We start from the raw sequence: 22,897 nt of genomic DNA on the forward strand, positions 1-22,897 counted from the left end.
CTATTTTATGTATATTACGCGTTTAAATATCGAACGTGTCCGGAACCTTTCAGCGGTTGCACTCTCTGAGTTGCAGCCGTTTAATGTTTTTTACGGGGCCAATGGTTCAGGCAAAACCTCGATTCTTGAGGCGATTCATTTGCTGGCCACAGGCCGCTCTTTTCGAACTTATATTCCCAAACACTACATTCAGAGTGGTGCTTCAGACACGATTGTATTTGCACAGTCTGCTACCGAGAAAATTGGCATGCAAAAAATGCTCTCGGGTGAGCAGATAATTAAAGTGAATGGCGATACGGTCGCAACTCAGGGTCAGCTTGCTAAAATGCTGGCATTACAATATATCGACCCACTCAGTACGGATATCATTGACCATGGAGCCAAACCGCGGCGACAGTTACTGGACTGGCTGATGTTCCACGTGGAACCTGAATTTTATCAGACATGGCAATATTATTCTCGCGCACTCAAGCAGCGTAACAGTCTGCTTAAATCCCGCCAAACTCTAAGTGTGGATGAGCTTGATCCATGGAACAAGATGTTGGCCAGTTATGGTGAATTGCTCCATGCTCAACGTTCACAGGTGATGGAGCAATGGAAGATTTATTTTAAACAGGATTTAAGCCAGCTTTTACCTGATCTGGAGATTGAGCTAGACTATGTATCCGGTTTTCATAGTGAGCAGGGGCTTTATCAGGACCTGACGTTATATCATCAGAAAGACCTGGATAGACGCTATACCGAGTATGGACCACACCGGGCAGACCTGCGCTTGAAAACACCACTTGGAGATGCGGATAACATTCTTTCAAGAGGACAAAAAAAACTATTAATTATGGCCTTAAAACTCTCTCAGATTGCAATGTTGCATGCGAGCAATAAGGAAACTGTGGTATTATTAGATGATCTGACGGCAGAATTAGATTTAACCGCACAACAACGTTTAATTGAGCGATTGAGCCAACTTGGTAGTCAAGTTTTTATTACCACTCTAGAGCATAAATCGGTACAGCAGCATTTGCATGATCTGTCTATTTCCTATCAATTATTCCATGTTGAACACGGTCAAGTCAGTGTCGTTCAGCAACGATTTAACCCATCTTTGGATTGATCCATTTTACACTAGGGAGAAACCATGAGTTCAGAATCTCAATCTGCCTCTCCAACAGAACACACCCAAGAAAAGGCTTATGATTCCTCTAGTATCAAGGTATTACGTGGCCTAGACGCAGTGCGTAAACGTCCTGGTATGTATATTGGTGATACAGACGATGGGACAGGGCTGCACCATATGGTATTCGAGGTGGTCGATAACTCGATTGATGAAGCACTGGCTGGACACTGTGATGAAATTCTGGTGACCATTCATGAAGATGAATCTGTGAGCGTATCTGACAATGGCCGGGGTATTCCAACCGATATCCATCCGGAAGAGGGTGTCTCTGCTGCAGAGGTAATCCTGACAATTTTGCATGCGGGCGGCAAGTTTGATGATAACAGTTATAAAGTCTCTGGTGGCCTGCACGGTGTAGGTGTATCGGTTGTTAATGCTTTGTCGAGCAAGCTTGAGCTGACTGTACAGCGTGCAGGACAGATACATGAGCAGGAATACCAGCACGGTGTACCTCAGTATCCGTTACGTGTCGTGGGACAAACTGAACGTACAGGTACTAAAGTCCGTTTCTGGCCGAGTGCTGAAACCTTTAGCCAGACTATTTTTAATGTCGATATTCTGGCACGCCGTCTGCGTGAGCTGTCCTTTCTAAATGCCGGTGTCCGTATTGTTCTGCGCGATGAACGCATTAACCTTGAACATGTATTTGACTATGAAGGTGGTCTGTCCGAATTTGTTAAATATATCAATGAAGGTAAAAATCACCTGAATGAAATTTTCCATTTCACCACTCAGGCTGAAAATGGAATTGGTGTTGAAGTGGCGTTGCAGTGGAATGATTCTTATCAGGAAAATGTACGCTGCTTTACCAATAATATTCCGCAAAAAGATGGTGGTACCCATCTGGCTGGTTTCCGCGCAGCACTAACCCGTGGCCTGAACAGCTATCTTGAGAATGAGAATATTCTTAAGAAAGAAAAAGTTGCAGTAACAGGGGATGATGCACGTGAGGGACTGACTGCTATTGTGTCAGTTAAAGTTCCAGATCCTAAGTTTTCTTCGCAAACCAAAGAAAAATTGGTGTCCAGTGAAGTTAAACCGGCAGTCGAACAGGCGATGAATAAGGCGTTCTCTGAATATTTGCTTGAGAACCCGGCAGCAGCCAAGTCTATTGCAGGTAAAATTATTGATGCAGCACGTGCCCGTGATGCAGCACGTAAAGCCCGTGAAATGACACGCCGTAAAAGTGCACTGGATATTGCCGGCTTACCTGGAAAACTGGCTGATTGTCAGGAAAAAGATCCCGCCTTGTCTGAGCTGTTTCTAGTCGAGGGTGATTCGGCAGGCGGTTCTGCCAAGCAGGGCCGTAACCGTAAAATGCAGGCGATTTTACCGTTAAAGGGTAAAATTCTAAATGTAGAGCGTGCCCGTTTTGACCGGATGATTTCTTCTGCTGAGGTCGGTACACTGATTACGGCATTAGGCTGTGGTATTGGACGTGAGGAATATAATCCGGACAAGCTGCGTTATCATAAGATTGTGATCATGACAGATGCTGATGTCGACGGTTCACATATTCGTACGTTACTGTTGACATTCTTCTTCCGTCAAATGCCTGAACTGGTAGAACGGGGTCATATTTATATTGCTCAGCCGCCTTTATATAAACTGAAAAAAGGCAAGCAGGAACAGTATATTAAAGATAATGATGCTCTGGAAACCTATCTGATTTCCAATGCAATTGATGATCTGTCTCTGCATGTCAGTGTCGATGCGCCAGCAATTAATGGACAGGCATTGGCTCAGGTGATTCAGGATTACCAGGTTTCACAAAAGAGTCTGCACCGATTAACCTTGCGTTATCCTGCGACCTTGCTTGATGGTCTCTTGGCGCTAGAAGCTTTTAAAATGGACCAGAACCATGATGAAAGTTATGTCCAGCAATGGGGTGAACAGTTACGTTCACGTATTGCAGACATGCAGTCTAGCTTACGTCCTGAATTGAGTCTTGAAAAATTTGAACGTATTGATGCAGATGGTCAGTCCTCGGCGCTTTACTGGCCACGGATCACTGTTTATGTGCATAACTTGCCACATCATTATCTGCTTGATGCCGGATTGCTGGGCTCTGCCGAATATGCCCGACTGCTCAAGAATTCAAGAAGCTGGTTCAGCCTGATTGAAGAGGGTGCTTATCTTGAAAAAGGTGAGCGTCGTGTACAGGTCAGTAATTTCCATCAGGTCTGGCAGTTCATCTTGCAGGACTCACGCCGTGGCATGATGATTCAGCGTTATAAAGGTCTGGGTGAGATGAATGCCGAGCAGCTCTGGGAAACCACGATGGACCCGGAAAATCGTAATATGCTGCAAGTGACTATTGATGATGCAATTGAAGCAGACCGTATGTTCTCTTGCCTGATGGGAGACGATGTCGAGCCACGTCGTGCATTTATTGAAGAAAATGCATTGAATGCCGATATTGATGCTTAATCTCATCACTGCTCAATAAAAAAGCGCCAGAAGGCGCTTTTTTATATCTTATTATTAAGGAGTAAGGATTACCTTACGACAGTCTTCTTCACGTTTATCAAATATACGATAGCCTTCAGCGGCTTCAGACAGGTTCATACGGTGGGTAATAATTACTTCTGGGGAAAGGTCACCATTTTCAATAAATTCCAGTAATTGTGGCAGGAACTTATGTACATGGGTTTGTCCCATCTTAAAGGTTAAGCCTTTATCGAATGCATCACCGAACAGGAAGCCATGAATTGGTCCTGCATAAACACCCGGTACGCTTACTACGCCGCCACGACGTACAGCTGCAATACATTGACGTAATGCAGCGCCACTCGAACCTTCAAGCTTCAAGTTGGTCATGACGGTTTCTAGCATGCTGCCCTTGGCTTCAAAACCGATAGCATCAATTACCCCATCTACACCACGGTAGCCCGGCGTATTGCTAATAATAAATTCAGCTGCATCGACTTCATCAAAATTAACCGGAATGGCACCATAGGTGTCCCTTGCATATTGTAGACGGTAATTATGGTGGTCTACCATAAAGATAAGTTCGGCACCCAGCATACGTGCACAGGCGGCCGAGAGCAGGCCTACCGGTCCTGCACCATAAATTGCAACACTTGATCCCTTACCAATTTTGGCATTGGTGACTGCTTGCCAGGCAGTAGGCAAAATATCAGTCAAAAATAAAACTTTTTCATCCGATAAAGAACCTGGTACTTTAAATGGCCCTACGTTTCCTTTAGGAATACGTACATATTCAGCTTGCCCACCTGGAACTCCACCATATAAATGGCTATAGCCGAACAGCGCAGCACCTGGCGGAATCTGCTTTTTATTTAAGATAGCACCCCGACCCGTATTTGTATTTTCACAGGCCGCAGTCAGATCATGTTCACAAAAGAAGCAGCTACCACAGGCAATCACAAAAGGAATAATTACCCGGTCGCCTTTTTTTACTTCAGTGACTGCCGGACCAACTTCCTCTACTACACCCATAAATTCGTGGCCAAAGATGTCACCATCTTTAGTGGCCGGAATTTTACCTCGATATAAATGCAGGTCAGAACCACAAATTGCAGTTGCAGTAACTCGCAAAATAACGTCATCCGGTTCTTGAATGATCGGATCAGGAACAGATTCTACCCGGACATCCCGAGCACCATGATATGTAAGAGCGCGCATTCTTATTTCCTCTCTGGTTTATTTTTAGAGTCAGCAGAATCATGTAAAAATTTTGTTGAGTAAGAAAACTGACCTGTCATTCATAATGCAGCGTCATGAGGTAAGCTTATGTATAAAAAAACAATTTAGCCTGTTGAAAAAATGTACATATACAAGGCTTAGGTAAAATAATGTTGATTTAAAGTAGCAATTAACCGAAATGATTCTTTACATTTTAAAATTAATTATTTTTAAATAAAATAAAAGGATTACCTTTAAATAGGGTAATCCTTTTATTAATATAATGTTAAATTATATTATACAACTTGCCATTGCTGTTTTGCTTCATTGGCTGTCAGGTTTAAAATTACCTGATTATTGCTGACTTCCTGTACCCAAGTCAGAGGAATTAAATGATGTTTTCCATCACTGTCTTCATCATTCTTAATAAGTTTTAGTTGATCTTCACCTTCTAGGTGGTCAACACGGCCTACATGTTCGTTATCTGAACCTAAAACTTCTGCATGTTGAGTAATTTGACTGAGATCGATACCTGTTGCCATGCTTCTTTCTCCTTTACTTATATAGTTTAAGTCATTTAGATTATTCAAAAATAAAAAACATTTATGAATAATCTCTATCTCTAGTATTATTCAAATATGAATAATTAATTTAAATAATTTACAGGATTAAAAATAATAAAGAAATCTTTTTAGGTAATACTTATGTAAGGTTTATTAATAAAATATAAAGTTATTATAAAACTGTAGCAAAAATGATTTTAAAATTAATTTTTTAAGAATATAACCTGATTTTATTTAAAATCAGGTTATATAGAATTAGATTACTGAAATGATTGTTCCAGCTCTTCAAGCTCCATCATTAATTCCAGAAGCTGTTCTTCTGCCTCGGCTAAGGCGAGCTTGAGTTCTGTCTGTTCATTCATCAGTTTAAGCAGGTCATTCTTGCGGTCATTATCATAGAGCGATGAATCACCTAGTTCGGTTTCAAGTGTCTCAAGACGCGGCTGTAATTTTTCAATACGGGCTTCGCATTGTTCGATTTTCTTGCGGACCGGGCGAGTTATATCACGACGGCGTGCAGCTTCTTTACGCTGTGCTTCTTTATCAACTTTGGAAATGGCAGGTACATCAACAACTACAGATTGGATTGGCGCAGCAGGCTGCTGGCCCTGTTTCATGATTTGTGTACGGGCCTGACGTAGCCAGTTAGCATAATCCTGAAGGTCTCCTTCAAACTCGGTCATACGACCGTCATGTACCAGTAATAACTCGTCACAAACACTGGCAATCAGCTGTCGCTCATGTGATACCAGAACTACCGCACCCTGAAAGTCCTGTAAAGCCATAGTTAATGCGTGACGCATATCCAGGTCTAGATGGTTGGTTGGTTCGTCAAGGATCAGGACATTTGGACGCTGCCAGACAATCAGGGCCAGAGCCAAGCGGGCCCGTTCTCCACCCGAAAAACTTTCACTGGGTGTATCCATACGTTCGCCACTAAAACCAAAGCTACCTAAAAAAGAGCGCAGGCTGGCCTCACTGATTTTCTTGTCGGCAATTCGTGCCAGTTGCAGCATAGGGCTGGCCTGACCATCTAGGGCATCCATCTGGTGCTGGGCAAAATAGCCAATATTGAGCAGTTCTGAAGGATGACGTAAACCTTTAAGCAGGGGCAGATCACCTACGAGTGATTTAATCAGAGTAGATTTACCTGCTCCGTTCATTCCCAGCAGACCAATACGGCTTGAAGGCGTAATCTGAATCTGGATATTAGTGGTAATCAGTTTTTCCCCATAACCAATATCCGCATGTTCTAATGTCAGTAAGGGTGAACTCATTTTGCTAGGTTCACGAAAACTGAACGTAAAGGGCGTATCGACATGGGCAGCCGAAAGTTCCTGCATTCGCTCCAGTTGCTTGATTCGACTCTGTGCCTGACGTGCTTTGGTGGCCTGTGCCTTAAAACGGTCAATATATTTTTGCAGGTGTGCGCGGGTTTCCAGCTGTTTTTCATAAGCCTGTTGCTGCTGGGCCAGACGTTCACTACGGGTCCGTTCAAAAGTGGAATAATTTCCGGTATATAAAGTAAGCTCCTGATTTTCAATATGCAGGATATGATCAGTGACAGCATCAAGAAAATCACGGTCGTGTGAGATTAGGACCAAAGTACCTTCATAGGCATTTAACCAGTCTTCCAGCCATAAAATGGCATCAAGGTCCAAGTGGTTAGTCGGTTCATCCAGCAAAAGCAGGTCTGAGCGACTCATCAGGGTACGGGCCAGATTCAGACGCATACGCCATCCTCCAGAAAAACTGGATACTGCCAGTTTTAGCTGATATTCGAAAAAGCCCAGACCTGCCATAAGCTGTGCTGCCTTGGCAGGAGCCGAATAACCATTAATCTCGTCAAAGCGGCCATGTAAATGGGCAATATCATGATCAGATAGCTGGTCGGACTGTTCCAGTTTTGCCTGAATTTCCCAATATTCTTCATCACCTGATAATACAAAATCCAGTGCTGCCATATCCAGTGCTTCGACTTCCTGTGCCATATGAGCAACTGTCCATACCGCAGGACGGCTTAGAGAACCTTCATCGGCCGACATATTGCCAAGCAATGCCGAAAACAGAGTAGATTTACCGGCGCCGTTAACTCCGGTTAGACCAATCTTCCAGCCTGGATGCAGTTGCATGCTCGCTTTTTTAAAGAGTATACGGCCACCGCGGCGAATCGAAAGTTGGTCAAGCTGAATCATGAATACGCAAATCTATTATCAGAGGTAGGCCATTTTAAAGGATATCTGCCAAGAAAAACAAAAAATCACCTGTCTCTGCAAAAGAATATGAATTTCATCCAATAATTTGACTCCACACAAAAACACTTTATCGGAAATTAGAGTGAATGCTCTATTTTTGTACAGTTAAGCTGTTTATAGTGATAAAGCCCTCATTTAAACAATAAGACTCAGGATGAATAAGATGAATAAGATGAATAAGGGAAAAATTCTGTTAGCTGCTTCACTTTTTTTATTTGCTCATTCAGCCCAGGCCAAAGTAGATATCTGTATTTTTGATTTGCTGGGCAAAGCTGGCGAGTCCTATAAATTGATGGAAGACTGGCTGCTGGCTTCCAAGAACTGGAATGCTGATGTCGGACTAAAAATTGTAGCAGATGAGGCACAGGCAGAGCGTGAGTTTCGAGCTGGAAATTGTGATGGTGTGTATATGACTTCTATTCGTGCTCGTGCTTTCAACAAATTTGCCGGTTCAATTGATGCCCTAGGTGGGGTACCTAGTAATGCAATAGCCCAAAAGGCCATCAGCTATGCATTAGATCAGCGTAACAGTAAACGTCTGGTGGGCAGACTGGAGGGACAGGTATATGAAGTTGCTGGAATCGGTCAGCTCGGCGCAGCTTATATTTTTGTAAAAGACCGTAATATTAATACAGTTGAAAAAATCGCCAAGAAAAAATTTGCAGTTCTTGGGCATGATGCTGCTCAACGGATCATGGTACAGCGTATTAATGCCAAGCCCGTGGCCTCGGAAATTTCGAATTTTGTCAGTAAATTCAATAATGGACAGGCGGATATTGTTGCAGCGCCTGCGTATGCTTACCGGCCTCTGGAAATTTATAAAGGTATGGGCCCAAATGGCGCCATGATCAATTTCCCGGTAGTCAATGTTACTGCAGACCTAATTATCCGGCCAGATAAATTTCCACAGGACTTTGCTGCCAAGTCACGTCAATGGTTCTTAAAACAGTTGCCTCGCAGCATGGCTATGGTACAACGCCTTGAAGCAGGCATTCCTGCAAAATTACGAATTCAGCTGTCCAGTGAAGACCGTACTGCTTATCAACGTTTATTACGTGAAGGCCGCATCGATTTGACCCGTCAGGGCATTTATGATGAAACCATGATGCGTGTGTTAAAAAGGGCGCGCTGCACAGTAGAACGGACTAACTTTGAATGTTCACTTTCGGGCGAATAATACAAAATGACAGTTTTCTAGCTATTGATTTCCTGAATATAAGTGTAGATAGAAAATTTTAATTACTTAAAAAATGCAAAGATAGATCAGAATTTAAAAAAATGGAGCAAATACTCTATTTTTTTTAAATAAAGCTGGGTAATATCTTGCAATGTAAGGGAAGTTCGAGAATAAAATCTCAAAAAAGGAAGAAAACAATGAAAAGAATAGTACTGACTGCTGTTACCACTGCACTTTTAGGTCTGGCAGGCACTGCTCAGGCTAAAGTAGATGTTTGTGTCTTCGATTTACTGGGTAAATCTGGTGAATCCTACAAAATGATGGAAGAGTGGGCATTGGCTGCAAAATCCTGGAAAGCAGATATTAACCTGGTTCCACGTCAGGATGAAGCTGTAGCGGACAGTGATTTCAAGGCAGGTAAATGTGATGCAGTTTTTATGACTTCAATGCGCGCCCGTCCGTATAACAAATTCGTGGGTTCTATTGATGCCTTGGGTGCTGTGCCAAGTAATGCTGTGGCCCAACGTGCAATCTCTTATGTACTGGATGCCCGTAATGCCGGCAAAATGACTACAACTCTGGGTGGCAATAAATATGAAGTTGCCGGTGTATCACCTTTAGGTTCAGCTTATATCTTTGTACGTGATAAAAATATTAATTCCGTTGAGAAAGCAGCAGGTAAGAAGTTTGCAGTACTGGGCTATGACAATGCCCAGAAAATTATGGTACAGCGTATTGGAGCACAGGCAGTCCTGTCTGATGTATCTAACTTTGTGGCCAAATTTAATAATGGCCAGGTCGATATGGTCGGTGCGCCGGCTTATGCCTATAAACCTTTGGAAATTTATAAAGGTCTGGGCAGTAGTGGCGCAATGATGAATTTCCCGGTATTACAGGTAACCGCTGACTTGGTCTTGCGAGCCGATAAATTCCCGGCTGGTTTTGGTCAGCAATCACGTACCTGGTTTGCCAAACAGCTGCCAAAAAGCTTTTCAATGATTCAGCGTTTAGAAGCCGGTATTCCGGGCAAATATAAAATGAATCTAAGTGCTGAAGACAAGCTTAAATACCAGAAGATGTTACGTGATGGCCGTATGGATTTAACCAGACAGGGTATTTATGACAAAAATATGATGGCAGTATTGAAGAAAGCTCGCTGTGCAGTCGATAAAGCCAACTTCGAATGCTCTATGGCAGGCGAATAAATTATGGAAGTTAAAAAGCCTGGCTATAAACCGGGCTTTTTTGTCTGTATTTTTATAGGCATGTAAGGTCAGTACTCAGCTGCCGGATAGAAAACAGAAAATAAGAAAAAATAAAATTAAAAGGATAAAATTATGCAATGGACTAAAGCACTTGTGCTGGGTGCAGGAATATTAATGGCAGCAGAAGCAGCTCAGGCAAAACAGGTTTTTTGTGTTTTTGATCTGGTCGGTAAAAATGGCGATGTATATGCTTTGATGAAAGACTATCAGCTTGCTGCTAAAAACTGGGGAGCAGATATCGAACTGCGTGTAGGCCAGAATGAGGCAGTGATTGCTGAAGATTTTAAAGCCGGGAAATGTGACGGTATTAGTGTCACCGGTATGCGTGGCCGACAGTTTAATAAATTTACCGGTTCCCTGGATGCAATTGGAGCTATTCCGGACCTTAAGTTGGCTGTTAAGGTCATGCAGGGCTTAGCCAGCCCGACTTTTGGCAAATATATGACCAATAGTAAATATGAAGTTGCAGGAGTGATTCCGGTCGGCGATGCATTCTTGATGGTAAATGACCGTAGTATTAATACAGTTGCTAAAGCAGCTGGCAAAAAAATTGCAGTTCTTGATTATGATGAAGCCCAGAAGATTATGGTTCAGCAAATCGGGGCGCAGGCAGTTAGTGCCGATGTAACTAATTTTGGCAGCAAGTTCAATAACCGCCAGGTCGATATTATCGGTGCGCCGGCAGCCGTGTTTAAACCGCTGGAATTACATAAAGGTCTCGGTACCAAAGGCGCTATTGTTAATTATCCGATTCTGCAGGTAACAGGAAACCTGATTATTCGTCCAGACAAGTTCCCTGCAGGCTATGGACAAAAATCGCGGGAATGGGTTAAAACCCAGTTACCACGTGCGTTTGGTATTCTTGGAAAAATGAAAGCGGATATTCCACAGAAATACTGGATGAATATACCAGCGGCAGATAAGCCGGGTTACCAGAAACTGATGCGTGAATCACGGATCGACCTGACCAGACGTGGTGTTTATGACAGGCGCATGATGAAACTGTTATGGCAATTCCGCTGTAAAGAAGACCGCAGTAATTTTGAATGCAGCCTACAGGATGAGAACTATAAATAAACCTGATAAAATAACTCAGGATAAACTTTAAAGTTCAGGCGCTGGCCATATATTGAGTATGTTATACTTTAAATATATGGCCTTTGCCTTTTAAGGCAGATGAATTTGTTGAGGAACGCCCAGTATGAATGCCCCAGCTCTTGTGTTGTCAGATAATGCTGCAAATAAAGTGCGCCAACTCCGTGAAAGCGAAGGGAATCAGGATTTAATGTTACGTGTCTATGTAACAGGAGGCGGCTGCTCAGGATTCTCTTACGGTTTTAACTTTGCTGAAAGCATGAATGAAGATGATGCTGAATTTACCAATGGCGATGTGACCATGCTGGTAGATTCACTAAGTTACCAGTATTTGGTAGGTTCAGTGGTTGATTATATTCAGGGACTGGAAGGATCACGTTTTATCGTTGAGAATCCGAATGCTACTACGACCTGCGGTTGCGGATCTTCATTTTCAATCTAGAAGATAACTGTTTAAAAAACCCATCCTGAGATGGGTTTTTTTATCATTGTAGTTAAGCCTGAATCTGCTCCAGGATAAGCTGGCTGACTACAGCAGCTTGCTGCACAGGAAGCCAGTGGTTGGCCTCTAACATGACTTCACGGTACGGCGCCTGTACATAACGCTGGTTTAGTTTAACGCCAGCATCACTAATAGCCACATCCTGGGTACCGCCGATAAACAGAGTAGGGACAGTGACCGGATCGAATCGCTGGAAACGGGCATTGAAAGGTAGTGCCCGATACCAGTTCAGGCTATAACTTAAACGGCCCTGTTCCAGCATTTCTGTTTTGAAAATTTCCAGTTGCTGCTTGGTCATCCCTGAATTTTTAAGTAAACCCAGTCCTATTTTTGGAAATTTTTCAAATAATAGTTCTGGCAATTTAGGCAGCTGAAATAACCCGATATAATAAGATTTAAATAGCTGGTTCGAGGCAAGCAGGGCACGCAGGAAAGCACCCGGATGAGGTACAGATAACACCACCAGATTTTTTAATTTTTTAGGGTAATGCATAGCGTATTCCCATGCCACAATTGCTCCCCAGTCATGGCCAACCAAATGGACTGGCTGGTTAATCTGGTCAATCAGCAGATCCAGATCTTGAAGTAACTCCTGCATCCGATAAGCCTGACGTCCTTCAGGGCGTGCATCAAGGCTATAGCCACGCTGGTTCGGTGCAAAGGTACGAAAACCTGCTGCATTGAGCTGAACCCGGACCTGATCCCAGCACTGTGCCGTTTCGGGAAAGCCATGGAGTAGTACCACAGCTTCACCTTCTAGCGGACCGCTATCGATCAGGTCAAAGCTCAGTTCACCACGATGATAACGCTCAAGGCGCTGTTTACTTAAATCAATCATCTTTTTTCTCTTATTGTTACTTTGAATTTTTGTTTAGTCATATATTTTAGTAAAAATTACTGCGGTGTATCTTCACCAGAAAGTATGCTGTAGCTCACTTATAGCCCGTCTAATCAGGCTGCAGTCATACTGCCTAAAATGCGAAAGCCTTGTGCACCGGTAACAGCAGGCAGGTTACCACTTTGCTGTTGTACAAACCGCATAGCAAGCCAAGCAAATGCTGTTGCTTCTACCCAGGTTGGACTAAGGCCCAGACTGTCAGTAGTCTGCACACTCCACTGATGCTTGCGCAGGCGCCAGCGTAACTGGTCTAATAAATGTGCATTGTAAGCACCGCCGCCACATACATATACTTCACCTGTATCCAGTCCTGAACGGTAAATGGCTTTTTTAATTGCCCTTGTGGTCAGCTTTAATAAAGTAGCCTGTACATTTTCGGGTGTATCTTCCAGCTCATCATACCCCAGATCGTCATTACGCCAGTCCTGTATCTGCTCATCCAGCCAGTCCAGATTAAAGTCTTCACGTCCGGTACTTTTTGGAGATTCTTTTGAAAAATACTCATGCGCCTGTAAGCGTTCCAGTAAAGCACGAATTGGCTGGCCATAGGCAGCCCAACTGCCATTTTCATCATAAGGATGACCTGTATAACGCTGACACCAGCCATCCATCAGGATATTGGCCGGACCGGTATCAAACCCATAGACTTTCTCGGGCTGACCAGCGGGTAACAGACTGACATTGGCAATACCTCCCAGATTTAAAATCACCCGATGAATTTCAGGATGCTGAAATAGGGCCTGATGAAAAGCCGGAACGAGTGGTGCACCTTGGCCACCAGCTGCCATATCACGACGACGAAAATCAGATACCACTGCAATACCGGTCAGTTCGGCAATAATATGAGGGTCACCAATCTGTAGGGTAAAATGATGTTCAGGACGATGACGAATAGTTTGGCCATGTGAACCGATGGCCCTGATCTGGCTACGGTCCAGAGCATTTTTTTCAATCATCTGGTTAATACCATGACCGATCATTTGGCCCAGAGCAACATCAGCAGCTCCCATCCGGTCAATTTCATTATCATCTGGCAGGGTTAATGCCATCAGCTCGTCACGTAATTCCGGATCGAATGGTAATGTCAGGGTAGCGTGGAGCCGGAGAGGATCAAAAGAAGCAGCAACGATATCGACACCATCCATGCTGGTGCCGGTCATTACCCCGATATAGATCGCTGTCATGATGATTCTTAAGCCTGCAATGTGCTGAAAAAGTGTTAGTATATCTCACAAATTGTATAACTGATGTGTTTGGGTTTTGTGATGTCAAATTTCCTGCCGGCTGAAGAACAACTTGCCCTCATTCAACGAGGCACTCATGAAATTATCTCTGAAGAAGATCTTCTGAAGAAATTAAAAGAAAACCGTCCCCTTAAAGTTAAAGCGGGTTTTGATCCAACTGCACCTGACCTGCATCTGGGTCATACGGTTTTAATTAATAAGCTTAAAGTATTTCAGGATTTAGGCCACGATGTATATTTCCTGATAGGTGACTATACTGCCATGATCGGTGATCCGACTGGCAAGAGTGCAACACGTCCGCCATTATCGCGTGAACAGGTTCTGGAAAATGCCAAAACCTATCAGGAACAGGTCTTTAAAATTCTTGACCCGAATAAAACCAAGGTAGTGTTCAACTCAGAATGGTTTGCCAGCAAGACTGCGGCTGATCTGATTCAACTGGCTTCCCAGCAGACCGTTGCACGTATGCTGGAACGTGATGATTTCACCAAGCGCTATAGCAGTCAGCAGCCGATTGCGATTCATGAATTTTTATACCCGCTGGTGCAGGGTTATGACTCAATTGCTCTGGAAGCGGATGTTGAGCTTGGTGGTACGGACCAGACATTTAATCTATTAATGGGCCGTACCTTGCAAGGCCGCTATCATCAAGAGCCTCAAGTCTGTATTACCGTACCAATTCTAGAAGGCTTGGATGGTGTACAGAAAATGTCGAAGTCTCTGGGCAATTACATCGGTGTATTTGATGCACCAGGTGCAATGTACCAAAAGGTACTGTCGATGCCAGACAGCCTAATCGAACGTTACTTTGAACTGCTCAGCTTTAAATCGATGCCTGAAATTCAAGATCTGCTCAAAGAGATGGTAGAAGGCCGTAATCCGCAGGAAATCAAGCGTATTCTGGCACTGGAACTGGTTGAGCGTTTCCATGGCAGTGAAGCAGCGGCCAATGCGCATAAAGGTGCAGGAAATATTATTACTGAAGGTGAATTGCCAGAAGGCACACCTGAAGTAACTATTTCTCGTGCCGAATTTGGTGGTGAAATCTTTATTGCGTCCATTTTGCGTACTGCGGGTTTAACTAAAAATGCAGCGCAGGCTAAGGATGCTGTAGCGCGGGGCGCCGTTAAAGTTGACTGGGAAGTAGTAGATGCAGACTTTTCAGTAAAAGAAAATAAAACTTATATTATTCAGGCAGGCAAAAAGGCGATTGCTAAAGTTACCTTTACTGACTAAATAGATGAATAAAAAAGCAGGTCTCTGGACCTGCTTTTTTATCACTTTTATTTGACAGAATCATCTGAACTATAGGATATATTGCTAAATAGCGTGATTTATCAGTTTTTCTATCACTGATCTTAGGATCTTAATCTCGGCTTCATTACCTTCAAACTGCTCAGTTTGATTACGCTTGAAAATATCACGAATTTCTAGAGTAGCGTTAGAGTCGATTAAACCCAGATAGGTCCCGACCTGGCGTAACTGGTCAATTGAACGTGAACCATTGGTTGCCCCATAACCCACATAGGCAGCAGGTTTGCCTTGCCATTCTTTACCTAAGTAATCTAGAGCATTTTTCAGGGCTGGACTATAACCATGATTATATTCAGGACTAATAAAAATAAAGCCATCACCTTCGGAAATTTTTTCTGCCCATTGCTGTTGTTTTGGCTGGTCATAGATACCTGTAATGGGCGGATGGCTTCCGGCAAAAACAGGCAAATCCCATTCTTTTAAATCAACGATTTCAGTTTCCAGGGTGTTATAGTCAAAACTCTCAATAGCCTCGAGAACCCATTTGGCCACCTTAATAGCAGTACGACCTTCACGTATGCTGCCTACAATAATATAGATTTTCATAATATTTTCCGGTTGGGCATGATCTTTATTAAACTAATTATTTTTTTGGAAAGCGCCTAGACAGAATTTGTATCTCTATTTTAAAACATCAAAAGTTATGAACCAGTTTAATTTTTAAGCAGGTATAATCGTTAGATGGCTATTCAATATTTCAGATCGTTCGACCAGATCTATGACTGGAGAACAAGCTTTTTGACATAATAAAATATCTGTATCCATTAATGCCTGTAGAAGGTGAAATATATTAATCTGCGGACATTGCTCTGTTTGGGAAAACTGCCAGGCCTGTTGCAATAAAATAATTAAAGCCTCACTTAACACCAATGTACTGTGGCTTTGAATATGTGCTGAAAGTAAAGCTATATTCAGCTGCCGCCTGAGCTCCAAGACAGAAATATCATAACGGTCTAATAAAAAGATTAATTCATTTGGTTCGGGTTGCTTTAAGAGCTGTAAAAAAAGATGAGATACTTGGACTTGGGTAATCTGGTGCTGGGCACATTCATTCAGGGTTTGTAATAATGCTTCGCGTATTGCGCTAGAAAGACAACGTAATAAAACAGTTAGTGTCAGCATAACAACTCATTGTTTTTAATCATACAGCACTTAAGCTGAGTAATAATTTTTATAATTAAAACTGGGATAAAGTGTATTTTTAGATATCTGCCAGTCTTTATGGCTGATTGAATTCTAGCCTAATATATAGCCAAGCGTGAAGCTGCATTCATCGCTTTTTATTATATAGACCTTTAGAAAAACCATCTGCTGATCATTTAAATGATCAGTAAACTGGCTAGACATTTAAATATTTAGTTTATATTTTACTTATAATAAAAAAAGCCGGACATACACAGACCGGCTTTAGAATGATTGATTTTAGGCAGCGTCTAGATGAGTTTAATACCTTGCTGACCTGCTGGTGTAACCTTGAAGATTTCAACCTCAAAACTGATATTTTTACCTGCCAGCGGATGGTTAAAGTCTATCTCGGTCATGTCATCATTCACTGATCTGACCACACCGTACAGGCTGCTTTTAGCTTTGTCTTCAAACTCGATCATTTGGCCAACCACAGGGCGTTGTTCAAATTTGACCGTATCAAAGCGTTGAATATTTTCCGGATTCCACGGTCCAAAGGCATCTTCTGCCGGTAAATGTACAGTACGGCGGTCACCTGCCCTTAAACCAAAAAGAGCCTGTTCAAAGCCTGGCAGTAAATTACCGTCACCAATCACCAGACTCACCGGCTCTTCACGGCTGCGGGTATTATCTATTTCAACACCATCTTCAATGGCAACTGAAAAGTGCAGCTCTACCTGAGAACCTTCTTCAATTCGGGTATCTTCATTCGGGTTGAGTAACTCTGTCATTTTGTTGCCTCTGCACGTTGAATCCGGTGTTTTTCCAGAAAGAAAGTATCGATTAATAACAGGATTGTTCCAAGAGTGATGGCACTATCAGCAATATTAAATGCAGGAAAGTGACTATTCTGATAGTAGACATGAATAAAATCTACTACATACCCCAGACTGACCCGGTCTATCAGGTTACCGATGGCGCCCCCTAGAATCAGGGCAATAGCCATTGGTAAAATGACCAGATGTTTTGGCATACGCATTAGCCAGAAAACAAACAGCAAGGAAACTCCAGCCGCCAGTCCGGTAAATAAATAACGCTGCCAGCCACCGGCATCAGACAGAAAACTGAATGCTGCACCATAATTATGTAGCAGCGTCCAGTTTAAAAAGGGCAGTACGGCTACCGGATCGGCATAGTTCAGATGGTTTGTTGCAATCCATTTGGTCCATTGATCCAAAATAATGGCAACAATTGCCAGCCCGATCCACACCAGATTATGTGGATAGAACTGGAACCAGCCTTTTCTTTGCGGTGTATTAGGCATATTTTCTCTCTTCGCCCTGACCAGAAGGAAGGTTAATTAGGCAGCGTCCGCAAATACTTGGATGACCTGCATGTGTATTAACATCAGGCAGTACATGCCAGCAGCGAGCGCATTTTTCACCTTCTGCCGCTGAAACCTTGACACGCAGACCTTCGAGCTCGGTACTTTCACCTGCTTCCTCAAAGTCATGAACAATAACCTGAGAGGTGATCAGGACAAAGCGCAGCTCATTGCCCAGTTGGTCCAGAATACTTTTTAACGCTGGTTGGGCCCAGAGTTCAACCTTGGCAGAGAGGTTAGAGCCGACCAGTTTAGCGTTACGTGCTGCTTCAATCTGTTTATTTACTGCAGATTTTACTGTAATTAATGTTTGCCAGTTTTCTTCAGAAATCAGATTGGCTGTTGAGGCCACCGGAATCTGATACCACTCGCTCATAAATACATATTTTTCTGACTGCTCAGGAATCAGTGGCCAAGCCTCTTGTGCAGTAAAGCTCAGGATTGGGCTCATCCAGCGGATAAAGGCCTGTACGATATGATATAACGCAGTCTGCGCAGAGCGACGTGCCTGAGAGTCGGTTTTGGTGGTGTACTGACGGTCTTTAATAATGTCCAGATAAAAACCGCCCAGATCATTAATACAGAAATTGGTTAGTGCGCTACAGACGACATGAAAGCTCATTTCATCATAAGCAGTAAGGATGCTCTGCTGAACCTCATGCGCACGTTGCAAGATATACTGATCCAATGCAATCAGCTGGTCTACTGGCAGTGCATCAGTACTTGGCTTAAAGCCATTTAGATTGGCCAGCAGGAAGCGTAGAGTATTACGGATACGGCGATAACTGTCGCTAACACGGTTAAAGACTTCTTTACTTGCTGCAATTTCATAGCGGTAGTCGCTTGAAGCAACATACAGTCGTAGACCATCAGCTCCCAGCTGCTTGATGATGTCATCTAGCGGGATATAATTCCCTAGCGATTTTGATAGTTTGCGTCCGTTTTCATCTACTGTAAAGCCATGAGTCAGTAAGGCTTTGTAAGGCGCGCGGTTATGAATCGCTATAGACGTCAGCAGGGATGACTGGAACCAGCCACGATGCTGGTCTGAGCCCTCTAGATAAAGGTCAGCCGGGCTTTCCAGATCTTCGCGCTGGTCAAGTACTGCATAGTGGGTTGTACCTGAATCGAACCAGACATCCAGCGTGTCACGTACGGCATTATAATGCTCGGCATCATCACCAATAAAGTCTTTCGCTTCACGGTTAAACCAGGCATCAATACCTTCCTGTTCAATCAGCTTGGCAACTTCTTCGATCAGTTCCGGAGTACGTGGATGCAGCTCATTGGTATCTTTATGTACAAAAAACGGAATTGGCACACCCCAGGTACGCTGACGTGAGATACACCAGTCCGGGCGGCCATCAATCATGGATTCAATCCGATTTTTACCCCAGCTTGGTACAAATTCGATGTGATTTTCAATCGCATCCAGTGCACCCTGACGTAAATTTTGCTGATCCATACTAATGAACCATTGAGGCGTTGCACGGAAAATAATAGGAGTCTTGTGGCGCCAGCAATGTGGATAACTGTGTCGAATTGGCTGATGTGCCCACAAACGGCCTGCTGCACCAAGGGCTTCAATGATTTGCGGATTGGCTTTATAGATGTGTACACCCGGGAAAAGTGGTGAAGTTGGCAGATATACTCCATTACCACCCACCGGATTATCGACTTTCAGCTGATAGAGCAGACCAACTTTATAGTCATCTACACCATGGCCAGGCGCAGTATGTACTGCACCCGTACCACTGGTTGCAATCACATGTTCACCTAAAATGACCGGAACCTGGCGATCTGCCAGAAGTGGGTGCTGGAGTTGCAGGTTTTCAATCACTGCGCCGGTAAAATCGGCCAGTACTACCGGGTTTTCCAGCTTATAACGTTCTACAGCAGACTCTACCAGATCTTTAGCCAGAATCAGATTGTGTAAGCCTTTGTCTGTCTGGGTCTGTACCAGCTGATATTCAATTTCAGCATGTACTGAAACTGCCTGGTTAGCCGGAAGGGTCCATGGTGTTGTGGTCCAGATAACAATATCAGTAGGCACATCAATTTCTACCTTCAAACGGGTAGATAAGTCTTTTAAGTCAACGACACTAAAACCGACATCAATTGCATCAGATTTTTTATCTTCATATTCAACTTCAGCTTCAGCCAGTGCCGAGCCACAGTCCATGCACCAGTTCACCGGCTTTAAGCCAGGCTGAATATGACCATTTTTCTGAATCTGGCCCAGTGCACGAACAATATCTGCTTCCTGCTTGTAATTCATGGTCAGATAAGGATTATCCCAATCACCCAGTACGCCCAGACGCTTGAAGTCGTTACGCTGCAGATCAATTTGTTGTGAAGCATATTCACGGCATAATTTACGGAAAGTGGCTGCATCAACTTTTTCGCCCACTTTACCTACTTTTTCTTCAACTTTGAGTTCAATTGGCAAACCGTGGCAGTCCCAGCCTGGAACATAAGGTGCATCAAAGCCAGATAATGTGCGACTTTTAACAATAATATCTTTTAAGACTTTATTGACTGCATGACCCAAGTGAATTGTGCCATTTGCATAGGGAGGGCCATCATGCAGAATATATTTTTTCTTGCCAATACGCGATGTGCGAATCTGCTGATAAATGTTGTCGGCGTACCACTCTTCTAACCATTTTACTTCACGTACTGCCAGATTTGCCTTCATGGCAAATTCAGTGCCCGGCAGATTTAGTGTGGCTTTATAATCCACAGCATTTTCAGGAGTTTGCTTATCGCTCATGCAAGTTGTCTTCCAGTTCAATCAGCTTGAACGCTGACGGGTTTTACAATCAAAAAAACAGAATTTAAACAGGGGATTTTGGGGTATTTCTACGAAACTCAATGAGCTTGGCTACATCATTATCAATTCCGGTCTTTAATGCTTCAAGCGAAGGATAATTTACTTCACCATGCAGATATTTTAAAAAAGTGACCCGCACCAGCAAGCCATACAGATTAGCAGAAACCTCAGGAAAGTGTACTTCTAATCGCCACTCTGGCTGTTGCTGCTGAATTGCGGGCCGTGTTCCCACATGTCCGGCACCAAATAAACTCTCCGGTCCATAACCTGCGATTCCGGGTAAATCTGGGTGTTCCAGACGTACTCTGGCAGCAAGAGAATTATGCTCAGAGATCACTTCTACCGCATAAATTCCATGCAGGCAGGGCTTATGCCGGTTCATCCCTACATTAATGGTCGGGAAATTCAAGGTACGCCCAATCTGGTCACCATACTGAATTCGACCCACCATACTGTAGGGACGTCCTAAAAGCTGGGCAGCAAGAGTCAGGTCACCCTGCTGTAATACCTGCCGGATCCGTGTCGAACTGACTCGCTCTCCCTGAAAGTCGACAGTATTCAGATTAGTGACTGCAAAGCCATAGTTTTTTAGAAATTCGCTATTGCCTTGCCGGTTTTTTCCAAAATGAAAATCATCACCCAATACCAGGCTATGAGCATGAAGCTTATCTTTTAAAAGGGACGCAAAGCCTTCTGCACTCATGCTACGGAACTGGTCATCGAATTTGGCTACAGCAATATAGTCCACACCAAGTTCAGTCAAATACTCTACTTTTTCACGTAGTGAGCTGATACGGGGAGGGGCTTCGTAGCCTTTGAAGTATTCTAGTGGTTGGGGCTCAAACAGCATAACCAGTGCTTTTAAATTCTTCTGGGCAGCAATAGTTTTAAGCTGAGCAATCATGGCCTGATGTCCAAGATGGACACCATCAAAATTGCCAATTGTCACTGCGGTTGCAGGCAGCTGAAAATCGGGCATCAGGGCATTCAGACGGAGCAGCTTCATGGGCGAAGAAATCAGTGCAAAATTTGAAAGGTCATATATTGCCATATTCTCACAGTTTCGTCTTGTTGTTGTGTTTTTACACATTTTTTTGGCTGATCAATAAATTTTATATAATTTTTATTGATTTATATAATATAAATAAATCAGTTTTATTTATAAATTGGCCTTTTTATAATCAGTGCTGCATTAAAAATTCAATCAGGTACATAATGAACAGGCCATTTGAACAGCTAGGGCAGCCACGAGATATCATTCGTCACTTCACACCTAACTGGTTTACCGTCACTATGGGAACGGGTGTAGTAGCACTTATTTTACCTGAACTGTCATCTGGTTCAATTAATCTGTGGTTGGGAGGTATTTTCCTGTGGCAAATCAATATTATCTTATTTATCAGCTTTAGTCTGCTTTATAGCCTGCGCTGGTTGTTCTATCCCACCGAAGCCAGACAAATCTTTTTTCATTCAAACATGAGTCTGTTTCTGGGTGCTATTCCTATGGGCTTGGCCACTATTGTAAATGGATTTTTAAAATACGGTTTGCCGCTATATGGCGATTCTGCACTAGAAATAGCCAAACTGCTTTGGTATATCGATGTCGTTATGGCAGTGGGAATTGCCTGGTTAGTACCTTTCTGTATGTTTAGTTGCCAGCAGCACCAGTTACACAGTACGACAGCGATCTGGCTATTACCAATTGTAGCCTGTGAGGTGGCAGCAAACTCAGGTGGAGTATTAATACAATATCTGGCTATAAGCCAGCAGACAGTGGCTATATTGATCGCCAGTTATGGGTTATGGGGGATCTCAGTACTGCCAGCTTTTGCCATATTAACTATTCTGATGTTAAGACTTGCCCTGCATCAGTTACCTTCTAAAGATATGGCCATTAGCAGCTGGCTGGCATTAGGACCTATTGGAACGGGTGCATTGGCTTTACTGAGCTTAGGATCACAGGCACCACGCATTCTAACTTTTATTGGACAGAAAGATTTAGGCATATTTTTGCAGTATGCAGGTACCGCCAGCAGCTTGATTCTACTGGGGTTTGGGCTTTGGTGGCTTGGCCTTGCAGTATTGACGACCTTAAAATATATAAAAAGAGGTCTACCTTTCAATTTGGGGTGGTGGGGTTTAACCTTTCCATTAGGGGTGTTTACACTGGCCATTTACACTCTGGGCCAGCAGCTTCAGCTCGCTATATTACATAATATTGCCTCTAGCCTGACCTATATTTTAATCATACTCTGGGTGGTGGTTGCCACTAAGACCGTACAAGGGTTTTATCGTGGCAACCTGTTGTTCTCACCTTGCCTGAAAAGCTTTCTGGACAAGGGTTAAGTATTTACAGTGGATTAATCAGTCCTTAGTACCTTGTACCTGAGTTAACTTTATTTTCTAATAATCAAATTTTA

Annotated in this window: 19 protein-coding genes; 8 read left to right on the forward strand and 11 right to left on the reverse strand. The window is 43.3% G+C overall.

Annotated elements, in window-relative coordinates:
• Positions 1–7: 7 nt before the first annotated feature.
• Positions 8–1,111 carry a DNA replication/repair protein RecF gene (gene recF / locus N518_RS0108065; RefSeq protein WP_005023823.1) on the forward strand — a complete coding sequence of 368 codons (1,104 nt, stop codon included), beginning with the start codon at positions 8–10 and terminating at the stop codon, positions 1,109–1,111.
• 24 nt (positions 1,112–1,135) lie between these two features.
• Positions 1,136–3,604: a DNA topoisomerase (ATP-hydrolyzing) subunit B gene (gene gyrB, locus N518_RS0108070; RefSeq protein ID WP_005023820.1), complete on the forward strand. Its 2,469-nt coding sequence runs from the start codon at positions 1,136–1,138 to the stop codon at positions 3,602–3,604.
• Positions 3,605–3,658: 54 nt separating this feature from the next.
• Here the strand turns inward: gyrB and N518_RS0108075 are convergent, their stop codons facing one another.
• The 3 genes from N518_RS0108075 to N518_RS0108085 form a co-directional block, all read right to left on the reverse strand.
• Positions 3,659–4,822: a zinc-dependent alcohol dehydrogenase gene (locus N518_RS0108075; RefSeq protein WP_005017515.1), complete on the reverse strand. Its 1,164-nt coding sequence runs from the start codon at positions 4,820–4,822 to the stop codon at positions 3,659–3,661.
• A 296-nt stretch (positions 4,823–5,118) separates the two neighbouring features.
• The gene (locus tag N518_RS0108080; RefSeq protein WP_026444122.1) at positions 5,119–5,364 is read right to left on the reverse strand and encodes a DUF2171 domain-containing protein; all 246 of its coding nucleotides are present in this window, start codon (positions 5,362–5,364) and stop codon (positions 5,119–5,121) included.
• A gap of 281 nt (positions 5,365–5,645) precedes the next feature.
• Entirely contained in the window at positions 5,646–7,580 is a 1,935-nt protein-coding gene (locus tag N518_RS0108085; RefSeq protein WP_005017509.1) for an ATP-binding cassette domain-containing protein, read from the reverse strand.
• 232 nt (positions 7,581–7,812) lie between these two features.
• Here N518_RS0108085 and N518_RS0108090 point away from each other — a divergent pair, with 232 nt between their 5' ends.
• The 4 genes from N518_RS0108090 (at position 7,813) to erpA (ending at position 11,619) form a co-directional block, all read left to right on the forward strand.
• On the forward strand, positions 7,813–8,817 hold the full coding sequence (locus N518_RS0108090) for a putative solute-binding protein (protein WP_026055428.1): 1,005 nt from the start codon (positions 7,813–7,815) through the stop codon (positions 8,815–8,817).
• A 197-nt stretch (positions 8,818–9,014) separates the two neighbouring features.
• Positions 9,015–10,022 (forward strand): putative solute-binding protein, encoded by a 1,008-nt coding sequence (locus tag N518_RS0108095; protein WP_005023813.1) that lies wholly within the window; start codon positions 9,015–9,017, stop codon positions 10,020–10,022.
• Positions 10,023–10,154: 132 nt separating this feature from the next.
• Positions 10,155–11,159, forward strand: a complete 1,005-nt coding sequence (locus tag N518_RS0108100) for a putative solute-binding protein (RefSeq protein WP_005023811.1) — start codon at positions 10,155–10,157, stop codon at positions 11,157–11,159.
• 124 nt (positions 11,160–11,283) lie between these two features.
• Positions 11,284–11,619, forward strand: a complete 336-nt coding sequence (erpA, locus tag N518_RS0108105) for an iron-sulfur cluster insertion protein ErpA (RefSeq protein ID WP_005017496.1) — start codon at positions 11,284–11,286, stop codon at positions 11,617–11,619.
• 52 nt (positions 11,620–11,671) lie between these two features.
• On the opposite strand, the gene N518_RS0108110 is transcribed toward erpA, so the two are convergent.
• Positions 11,672–12,517, reverse strand: coding sequence for an alpha/beta fold hydrolase (locus N518_RS0108110; protein ID WP_005023808.1), 846 nt, complete (start codon positions 12,515–12,517; stop codon positions 11,672–11,674).
• Between the two features lie 113 nt (positions 12,518–12,630).
• Positions 12,631–13,761: an anhydro-N-acetylmuramic acid kinase gene (locus N518_RS0108115; RefSeq protein ID WP_026444123.1), complete on the reverse strand. Its 1,131-nt coding sequence runs from the start codon at positions 13,759–13,761 to the stop codon at positions 12,631–12,633.
• Between the two features lie 63 nt (positions 13,762–13,824).
• Here N518_RS0108115 and tyrS point away from each other — a divergent pair, with 63 nt between their 5' ends.
• Positions 13,825–15,057, forward strand: coding sequence for a tyrosine--tRNA ligase (tyrS, locus tag N518_RS0108120; protein ID WP_005023807.1), 1,233 nt, complete (start codon positions 13,825–13,827; stop codon positions 15,055–15,057).
• An 84-nt stretch (positions 15,058–15,141) separates the two neighbouring features.
• Here tyrS and N518_RS0108125 read toward each other — a convergent pair whose 3' ends face one another.
• From N518_RS0108125 to ribF, 6 genes are all read right to left on the reverse strand, one after another.
• A complete protein-coding gene (locus tag N518_RS0108125; protein WP_005017485.1) occupies positions 15,142–15,681 on the reverse strand; it encodes an NADPH-dependent FMN reductase in 540 nt (179 codons plus the stop codon).
• Positions 15,682–15,795: 114 nt separating this feature from the next.
• Entirely contained in the window at positions 15,796–16,257 is a 462-nt protein-coding gene (locus N518_RS0108130; RefSeq protein WP_005023806.1) for a hypothetical protein, read from the reverse strand.
• A gap of 311 nt (positions 16,258–16,568) precedes the next feature.
• A complete protein-coding gene (locus N518_RS0108135; RefSeq protein ID WP_005017480.1) occupies positions 16,569–17,051 on the reverse strand; it encodes an FKBP-type peptidyl-prolyl cis-trans isomerase in 483 nt (160 codons plus the stop codon).
• Positions 17,048–17,584 carry a signal peptidase II gene (lspA, locus tag N518_RS0108140; protein WP_005017478.1) on the reverse strand — a complete coding sequence of 179 codons (537 nt, stop codon included), beginning with the start codon at positions 17,582–17,584 and terminating at the stop codon, positions 17,048–17,050. Before lspA ends, N518_RS0108135 begins: the two co-directional genes overlap by 4 nt.
• Positions 17,577–20,417 carry an isoleucine--tRNA ligase gene (gene ileS, locus N518_RS0108145; protein ID WP_026444124.1) on the reverse strand — a complete coding sequence of 947 codons (2,841 nt, stop codon included), beginning with the start codon at positions 20,415–20,417 and terminating at the stop codon, positions 17,577–17,579. Before ileS ends, lspA begins: the two co-directional genes overlap by 8 nt.
• 64 nt (positions 20,418–20,481) lie before the next feature.
• Positions 20,482–21,483, reverse strand: a complete 1,002-nt coding sequence (ribF, locus tag N518_RS0108150) for a riboflavin biosynthesis protein RibF (RefSeq protein ID WP_026444125.1) — start codon at positions 21,481–21,483, stop codon at positions 20,482–20,484.
• Positions 21,484–21,692: 209 nt separating this feature from the next.
• On the opposite strand from ribF, the gene N518_RS0108160 reads away from it, so the two are divergent.
• Positions 21,693–22,823: a TDT family transporter gene (locus tag N518_RS0108160; protein WP_026444126.1), complete on the forward strand. Its 1,131-nt coding sequence runs from the start codon at positions 21,693–21,695 to the stop codon at positions 22,821–22,823.
• The last annotated feature ends 74 nt before the right edge of the window (positions 22,824–22,897 follow it).

Origin of the sequence: Acinetobacter sp. UNC436CL71CviS28, from assembly GCF_000620525.1 — a bacterium.
Taxonomy (GTDB): Bacteria; Pseudomonadota; Gammaproteobacteria; order Pseudomonadales; family Moraxellaceae; genus Acinetobacter; species Acinetobacter radioresistens.

What these genes read in the sequence shown, in the direction of transcription:
- N518_RS0108090 (WP_026055428.1), top strand. Translation starts at nt 7,813, where the DNA reads ATGAATAAGGGAAAAATTCTGTTAGCTGCTTCACTTTTTTTATTTGCT.
- erpA (WP_005017496.1), top strand. Translation starts at nt 11,284, where the DNA reads ATGAATGCCCCAGCTCTTGTGTTGTCAGATAATGCTGCAAATAAAGTG.
- N518_RS0108115 (WP_026444123.1), bottom strand. Translation starts at nt 13,761, where the DNA reads ATGACAGCGATCTATATCGGGGTAATGACCGGCACCAGCATGGATGGT.
- tyrS (WP_005023807.1), top strand. Translation starts at nt 13,825, where the DNA reads ATGTGTTTGGGTTTTGTGATGTCAAATTTCCTGCCGGCTGAAGAACAA.
- gyrB (WP_005023820.1), top strand. Translation starts at nt 1,136, where the DNA reads ATGAGTTCAGAATCTCAATCTGCCTCTCCAACAGAACACACCCAAGAA.
- ileS (WP_026444124.1), bottom strand. Translation starts at nt 20,417, where the DNA reads ATGAGCGATAAGCAAACTCCTGAAAATGCTGTGGATTATAAAGCCACA.
- ribF (WP_026444125.1), bottom strand. Translation starts at nt 21,483, where the DNA reads ATGAAGCTGCTCCGTCTGAATGCCCTGATGCCCGATTTTCAGCTGCCT.
- N518_RS0108135 (WP_005017480.1), bottom strand. Translation starts at nt 17,051, where the DNA reads ATGACAGAGTTACTCAACCCGAATGAAGATACCCGAATTGAAGAAGGT.
- N518_RS0108125 (WP_005017485.1), bottom strand. Translation starts at nt 15,681, where the DNA reads ATGAAAATCTATATTATTGTAGGCAGCATACGTGAAGGTCGTACTGCT.
- N518_RS0108160 (WP_026444126.1), top strand. Translation starts at nt 21,693, where the DNA reads ATGAACAGGCCATTTGAACAGCTAGGGCAGCCACGAGATATCATTCGT.
- N518_RS0108085 (WP_005017509.1), bottom strand. Translation starts at nt 7,580, where the DNA reads ATGATTCAGCTTGACCAACTTTCGATTCGCCGCGGTGGCCGTATACTC.
- N518_RS0108100 (WP_005023811.1), top strand. Translation starts at nt 10,155, where the DNA reads ATGCAATGGACTAAAGCACTTGTGCTGGGTGCAGGAATATTAATGGCA.
- lspA (WP_005017478.1), bottom strand. Translation starts at nt 17,584, where the DNA reads ATGCCTAATACACCGCAAAGAAAAGGCTGGTTCCAGTTCTATCCACAT.
- N518_RS0108110 (WP_005023808.1), bottom strand. Translation starts at nt 12,517, where the DNA reads ATGATTGATTTAAGTAAACAGCGCCTTGAGCGTTATCATCGTGGTGAA.
- N518_RS0108130 (WP_005023806.1), bottom strand. Translation starts at nt 16,257, where the DNA reads ATGCTGACACTAACTGTTTTATTACGTTGTCTTTCTAGCGCAATACGC.
- N518_RS0108080 (WP_026444122.1), bottom strand. Translation starts at nt 5,364, where the DNA reads ATGGCAACAGGTATCGATCTCAGTCAAATTACTCAACATGCAGAAGTT.
- recF (WP_005023823.1), top strand. Translation starts at nt 8, where the DNA reads ATGTATATTACGCGTTTAAATATCGAACGTGTCCGGAACCTTTCAGCG.
- N518_RS0108075 (WP_005017515.1), bottom strand. Translation starts at nt 4,822, where the DNA reads ATGCGCGCTCTTACATATCATGGTGCTCGGGATGTCCGGGTAGAATCT.
- N518_RS0108095 (WP_005023813.1), top strand. Translation starts at nt 9,015, where the DNA reads ATGAAAAGAATAGTACTGACTGCTGTTACCACTGCACTTTTAGGTCTG.